General features: G+C 61.3%; 4 protein-coding genes and 1 pseudogene. All 5 read left to right on the forward strand.

Features of this window, described 5'->3' with window-relative positions; all coding sequences use genetic code 11:
- The first annotated feature begins 36 nt into the window (after positions 1-36).
- Positions 37-1,731: a type I secretion system permease/ATPase gene (locus EN969_RS12300; protein ID WP_013533172.1), complete on the forward strand. Its 1,695-nt coding sequence runs from the start codon at positions 37-39 to the stop codon at positions 1,729-1,731.
- Positions 1,732-1,750: 19 nt separating this feature from the next.
- The gene (locus EN969_RS12305) at positions 1,751-3,088 is read left to right on the forward strand and encodes an HlyD family type I secretion periplasmic adaptor subunit (protein WP_063167461.1); all 1,338 of its coding nucleotides are present in this window, start codon (positions 1,751-1,753) and stop codon (positions 3,086-3,088) included.
- Between the two features lie 197 nt (positions 3,089-3,285).
- Positions 3,286-3,530: pseudogene (locus EN969_RS12310) on the forward strand (helix-turn-helix domain-containing protein); the annotation flags it as partial.
- Between the two features lie 298 nt (positions 3,531-3,828).
- On the forward strand, positions 3,829-4,809 hold the full coding sequence (locus EN969_RS12315) for a helix-turn-helix domain-containing protein (RefSeq protein WP_013533169.1): 981 nt from the start codon (positions 3,829-3,831) through the stop codon (positions 4,807-4,809).
- A 102-nt stretch (positions 4,810-4,911) separates the two neighbouring features.
- The coding region (locus EN969_RS12320; protein WP_164758233.1) for a hydantoinase/oxoprolinase family protein at positions 4,912-6,428 on the forward strand (1,517 nt) is incomplete at its 3' end.

A 6,428-nucleotide genomic window follows, 5' to 3' on the forward strand; every position in this document is an offset into this window, starting at 1 on the left:
CACCTGGCCTGATGCGTATCGAGTGGGGTTCTGGACGTGGATAGCAAATCTCGAATTGTGAAGGATGCGCTTCGGGCCTGCCGCCGCTATTTCCTGGTAGCGGCGGCGTTCAGCCTGGCCATCAATCTGCTCTATCTCGCGTCCCCACTCTACATGCTGCAGATCTACGACAGGGTCGTTACCAGCGGCAGCGAAACCACGCTGGTGATGCTGACCCTGGTGTTGCTGGCGGCCTTTCTTTCGCTGGCCGGCCTCGACCTGGTGCGCGCCTCCATCCTGACGCGTGCCAGTGCGCGGCTCGACCGGCTGCTGTCGGCAAAAGTCCTGGCCGCGTCGGTCGAGACCCCATCGCCCGGCTCGTCGCCGAGCCAGCCCATCCGAGACTTCGACACGTTCAGGCAGGTCATCACCGGCAGCGGCATCCACGCTTTGTTCGACCTGCCATGGTCGCCCATCTACATCGGCATCATCTTCCTGCTGCATCCCTGGCTCGGCTTCTTCGCGCTGGGCTGCTCGCTGCTTCTGGTCGCCATGGCGGTGCTAAACGAATATATCGTGCGTTCGCCGCTGAAGCAGGCCAACGACCTGGCGACGACCAACTATAATTTCACCGAGATGAGCCTCAGAAACGCCGAAGTCGTTCGCGCCATGGGGATGATCGACGGCCTCATCCGCCGCTGGGGACGCGACCGCAATTTGGCGCTGCGGCGCCAGGCGGAGGCAAGCGATCGCGCCGCACTGATGTCGGGTCTGATCCGTTTCCTGCGGCTCACCATGCAGTCGCTGATCCTCGGCCTCGGCGCCTATCTGGTGATCGAACGGCAGATCACCGGCGGCACCATGTTCGCCGCGAGCCTCTTGCTGGGCCGGGGGCTACAGCCGGTCGAGCAGATCGTCGGCCTTTGGCGCAGCCTGATCCTGGGGCGGGCGGCGTTGGCAAGGGTCGAGAAGCTGGTCGACGGGGGCGCGCAGAGCGAAAGATCGTTCAACCTGCCCAAGCCCACCGGCAAGATTTCGGTTGAGCAGGTCAGCTTTGCAATTGCAAGCCAGCAGAAAGTGCTTCTGCGGGACGTATCGTTCCGGCTGGAAGCAGGCGAGACGCTGGGAATCGTCGGCCCTTCCGGCGCCGGCAAGTCGACGCTGGCGCGTCATCTCGCGGGCGTCATGCAACCCAGCCGTGGTACCGTCAGGCTGGACGGCGCCGACCTGTCGCAATGGGGACACGACGCGCTCGGCGACCACATCGGCTATCTGCCGCAGGATATCGAACTCTTCTCCGATACCGTCGCCGCCAACATCGGCCGCTTCAAGACCAATGTCGACCAGGAGGTCATCGAGGCCGCGCGGCTCGCCGGCGTGCATGAGATGATCATCCGCCTGCCGCAAGGCTATGAGACGCAGATCGGCGAAGGCGGCGCAGTGCTGTCAGGAGGATATCGCCAACGGATTGCTCTTGCCCGCGCAGTGTTCGGAACTCCGAACCTGATCATTCTCGACGAGCCCAGCTCCAATCTCGATGCCGATGGCGACCGCGCGCTGAGCGACTGCGCGATCGAACTCAAGCGCCGCGGCAGTACGGTGATCATCGTCTCTCACCGGCCCTCGACCCTGGCGAATGTCGACAAGATCCTCCTGTTGCGCGATGGCGCCGTCGAGGCCTTTGGCATGAGAAACGAGATCGTGGCGCTCCTCAACCAGCGCGCGGCGCCAATGGCGGTGGCAACGCAATGAGCCGTGTTTGGAGAGAGCGATGAGCGACGGCGCGCTTACCTACCGGAGCCTGCCTGGCGACGCCGGTATTCTGGCCCCGGATTCGATCCGGGTGCCGGCCTATATAGGTCTGCTGATCATCGTTGCTTTCTTTGGCATCTTTGGCGGCTGGGCGGCCTTTGCCCCGCTGAACGGCGCCGTGCTTGCCGACGCCATCGTCAAGGTGGATGGCAATCGCAAAAGCGTACAGCACTTCGACGGCGGTACGGTGAAGGAGATCCGCGTCAAGGATGGCGACGTCGTCAGGAAGGGCGACATAATGCTGAAGCTGGACGACACCAGGATTCGGTCCGAGTTCAATCTTTATGCCCAGCAATATGCGCTGTTGCGCGCAACCGATGCCAGGATCCGAGCCGAACTGGACGGCAGCGAGGTTGTTGCCTTTCCCAAGGACATTCTCAAAGAGCACGAAGACTACCTTAGGGATGCAATGGCAAACCAGATCGCCGATCTGGAAAGCCAACGCGCCTCGATGGCCGGCGCCAGGCAGATCCTCGAGCGGCGCATTGCCGAACTCGAGGAGCAGATCCAGGGCAAGCAGTCTCGGGTCGAATCTTACCATGCCCAGTTGCAATCGACGATCAACGAGAAGGCCAGCCTGTCGAAGCTGCTCAAGGCCGGATTGACGACCCGCCCACGCATCCTGGAGCTGGAAAGATCCGCCTCGGATCTGCAGGGCCTGATCGATGAGAACCTCGGCGCGATCGGCGGCAGCCAACAGAGCAAAGCCGAACTCGAAAGCCAGATCGCACAATTGACAAATGAGCGCCGAGCCAAGCTGTCGGCCATGCTGATCGATACGCAATCGAGCCTTTCCGACCTCGTGCCCAAGATGTTTGCCGCCCAGGCTGCCATGGACCGAGCCGAGGTGCGCGCGCCGTATGACGGCCAGGTGATGGATCTCAGCGTCTTCTCGATAGGCGCGATCGTTTCGCCGGGCCAGACCATCCTCGATATCGTGCCGACCGAAAATTCGCTGATCGTCCAGGCCCAGATTCGCGTCGAGGACATATCGAACCTGCGACCCGATATGGCTGCCGAAGTTCGTTTCACATCCTACAAGCAGCGCTCAATACCCATAATTCATGGCCGCGTCTCCCGCATTTCGGCGGATCGCATTACCGACAGCAAGACCGGGTTTCCCTACTATCTTGCCGACGTAGCGGTCGATCCGGTGGAATTGGCAGCAGCCCCACAGATTGCGCTTTATCCGGGCATGCCAGCGTCAGTCATGATCGTCACCGAGGAACGCACCGCGCTCGACTACATTCTGGGCCCGCTGGTTGTGTCGTTCCACTCCGCCTTTCGCCAGAAATGACGGATTAGCCAAGCGACTTCGCTTTTGAGGTGATTCTGACGCAGAGCAGTCGGAGACAAGCCGACAACCAGTCGCTCATGGTCTGCATGTTCCCTGCCGACAGCCCCTCTGTTTCTTTGGTGCTGGATCTGATGATCCTAGATGTTTGATCCCGGGCTTTATGGAGCATCCTTGTCTCCCGAATGAAAGGATGCGCTATGGGCCAAGTTCTGCATGGGAGCGCCAAAACGACAGAGGCGGTCCGTCGAGCGATACAGCATAGTCAAGAGAACCTGAGGGGCTGGCCAAGCGCTACGGGATCAACCGGAAGACGGTTGCGAAGTGGAAGAGGCGAGCTTCGGTCGCCGATCTATCGACTGGTCCGAAGGAACCGAGATCGAGGGTGCTCTCGATTGAGGACGAGGCGGACATTGTCGCTTTCCGCCGCTACACGCTGCTGCCACTCTTCCGTACGCACGGAACTGCAGGACATCATTTCCGCCCACATCTGGAAGCCGACAACTTTTCCTGAATGAGTGTGCGAAAAGAATGCATGGTTCCAAGTCGGCTGGCGGTTTGCGCGCCAAGGCTGGTTTGATCAGCTGCACACTGATCGTGACGACAACTGCAACCGTCGCGAGCTCCGGTCCTGGGCCAACCGACCACATAAGTTTATTCGTTTTTGACCAATACGCGCCGGTGAATTCCTGTAATCTTCGGAACAACACCGGGACAACCGGGTCAACCAGAAAGGTCGGGGAATGAAATACGTCGTCGATACGATCGGCGGTCCCGCAGGCGGTGATGCCTGGCAAGCCGCTGTTACCGAAGCCTATTTTCCGCTCGACACCGAGTATCGGAACCGTCGCGAATTTTCAGGCACGCTGGAAACCTTCTCGCTTGGGCTCGTCAGCGTGTCTAAAATGCGCTGCGATGCCGTAAGCTATCGTCGCCACCGCCGCCACTTCCTCAACGAGCGTGACGCCAGCCTGCTCATCACGATCCCGGAGATGTCGGAGGTGAATTTCTCGCAAGGGTCGAGAACCGTCAATTGCAGGCCGGGGGGCTTTCTCGTCGAGCGGGGAGATGCGCCTTACGAATTCTGGCACGGCAAGCCAAACGCGCTGTGGGTCCTCAAGGTACCATCATCGAGCGTTCGGGCACGGATCGGATCCGCCGAACGGCTCAGTGCGCTCAGTTTCGACGCGACCCAAGGCATCGCCGCGCTCTTCCTCGACACGGTGCGAACCACGATCGGTCATCTCGATGAGATCACTGAAGTCGCTCGTGAGATGATGGGCAGGCACATCCTGGAAATGCTGTGCCTGTCGATCGTGAGCGACGATCGCGTGCTGGACAGCAGCATCTCGTCGATCCGGGCCGGCCATTTGCATCGTGCCGAGCAGTATATTCGCGACAATCTGAAGAATTCCGACCTCGGCCCGCAGGCGGTGGCTGATGCCTGCGGCATCTCCCTGCGTTACCTGCAGGTCCTTTTTCAGGACAGCAACCAGTCGATCAACGGCTTCATCCGCGACGCCCGGCTTGAACTTTGCGCCGAGGAGCTGATGTCGGTGACCAACATCAGCAGCGTAGCCGAGATCGCTTACCGCTGGGGCTTCGCCGACCAGTCCCAGTTCTGCAAGCACTACCGGACGCGGTTCGGCTGCGCACCGACGGATACCCGTCGCGAAGCAGCGAACCGGGCGGGCGGCTCTTCGGCCTCGCGAGAGCGCCACTAGTCCCGACGAAATCCGGGCCAATTCCACCATTCATGCAACGTCTCCCCGGCAAGGGGCGACGAAGGCGGGGCTTTGCCCGCAAGACCTTGCGAAGGAACTGTCATGAGCCGAATCAGAGTTGCCGTCGATGTCGGAGGGACTTTCACCGACATCTGCATCATGGACGAAGACAGCGGAGCGATCCGCATCGAAAAAACCGCCTCCACGCCTGACGATCCCATGCAGGCCATCATGAATGGCGTGGAGCAGGGGCGCATCGATCTTTCGGAGGTAACGATGTTCTCTCATGGTACGACGGTCGCCACCAATGCGCTGATCACCCGCCGTCTGCCGCGCACCGCAATGGTCTGCAGCGAGGGTTTTCGTGACGTTGTAGAGATCCGTCGCGCCAACAAGGAAGATCTCTGGGACACCTACAAAGATGTCGCCAAGCCCTATATCCCGCGCCGCGACCGGCTGACCGTCCGGGAACGGGTCAGTGCCGAGGGCACGATCCTGGAAGCGTTGGACGAAGAGGCCGCGCGCCGTGTCGCGGAGATTCTCAAGAAACGGCAGGTCAAGTCCATCGCCGTCTGCTTCATGAACTCCTATGTGAACGGCGCCAACGAGCGCCGCATGCGTGAGATCCTGAAGGAGGCAATGCCGGATCTGCCGGTCTCGATCTCCTCGGAGGTGATGCCGGAAATCTTCGAGCACGAACGTTTTTCCACCACCATGGCGAACGCCGTCTGCGCCCCGGTCGTCGTCGACTACGTGTCGCGTCTCGGAGAAAAGCTTGCCGACGCCGGATACAAGCGAGATCTCCTGTTGCTGCACAGCGGTGGCGGGGTCATGACGCCCGCGAGCGTCAAGGATTTCTCAGCCCGGCTCGCGGGATCCGGCATCGCCGCCGGCGCCATCGCAAGCCGCTTCATCGGAAATCTCTGTGGCTACCCGAACTCGATCGGCTTCGACATGGGCGGCACCAGCACCGACGTCTCGCTGGCCTGGAACGGGGAGTCGCGCATCACAAAGGACTGGTACATCGAATTCGGATATCCGATCCGCTTCCCCTCCATCGAGGTATTGACCATCGGTGCGGGCGGCGGGTCGTTGGCATGGCAGGACGAGGGCGGCAGCTTGCGCAACGGGCCGCAGTCCGCTGGCGCCTTTCCAGGTCCGGCCTGCTACAAGAATGGCAACCTCATTGCCACCAACACCGATGCCAATGTGGTGCTCGGCCGTCTCGGCACCAGCCTTGCGGGCGGCAAGATCACGCTCGACCCCGCTCTGGCCGCCGAGGCGGTTCAGGAGACGGTAGCGGAACCCTTCGGCATGGAACTCCACCAGGCGGCCGAGGCGATCATCGCCGTCGCCAACGCCAATATGGGCAATGCCGTCCGGCTTCTCTCCATCAGCCGAGGCTACGACCCGCGCGACTTTGCGCTGGTCGCATTCGGCGGTGCTGGCGCTTTGCACGGAGCGGCGGTGGCCAAGGAGCTTTCGATTCCAACCGTGATCGTACCGCCCAATCCCGGCGTTACCTCCGCGCTCGGTTGCCTTCTCGTCGACGTGCAGCACGATTTCTCCGAAAGCTTCATGGCCGATGCTTCGACTGTCTCGCCCGCCGAGATGCAGGC

It is taken from the genome of Mesorhizobium sp. M7A.F.Ca.CA.003.01.2.1 (assembly GCF_003998945.1).
GTDB classification, from domain to species: domain Bacteria; phylum Pseudomonadota; class Alphaproteobacteria; order Rhizobiales; family Rhizobiaceae; genus Mesorhizobium; species Mesorhizobium ciceri.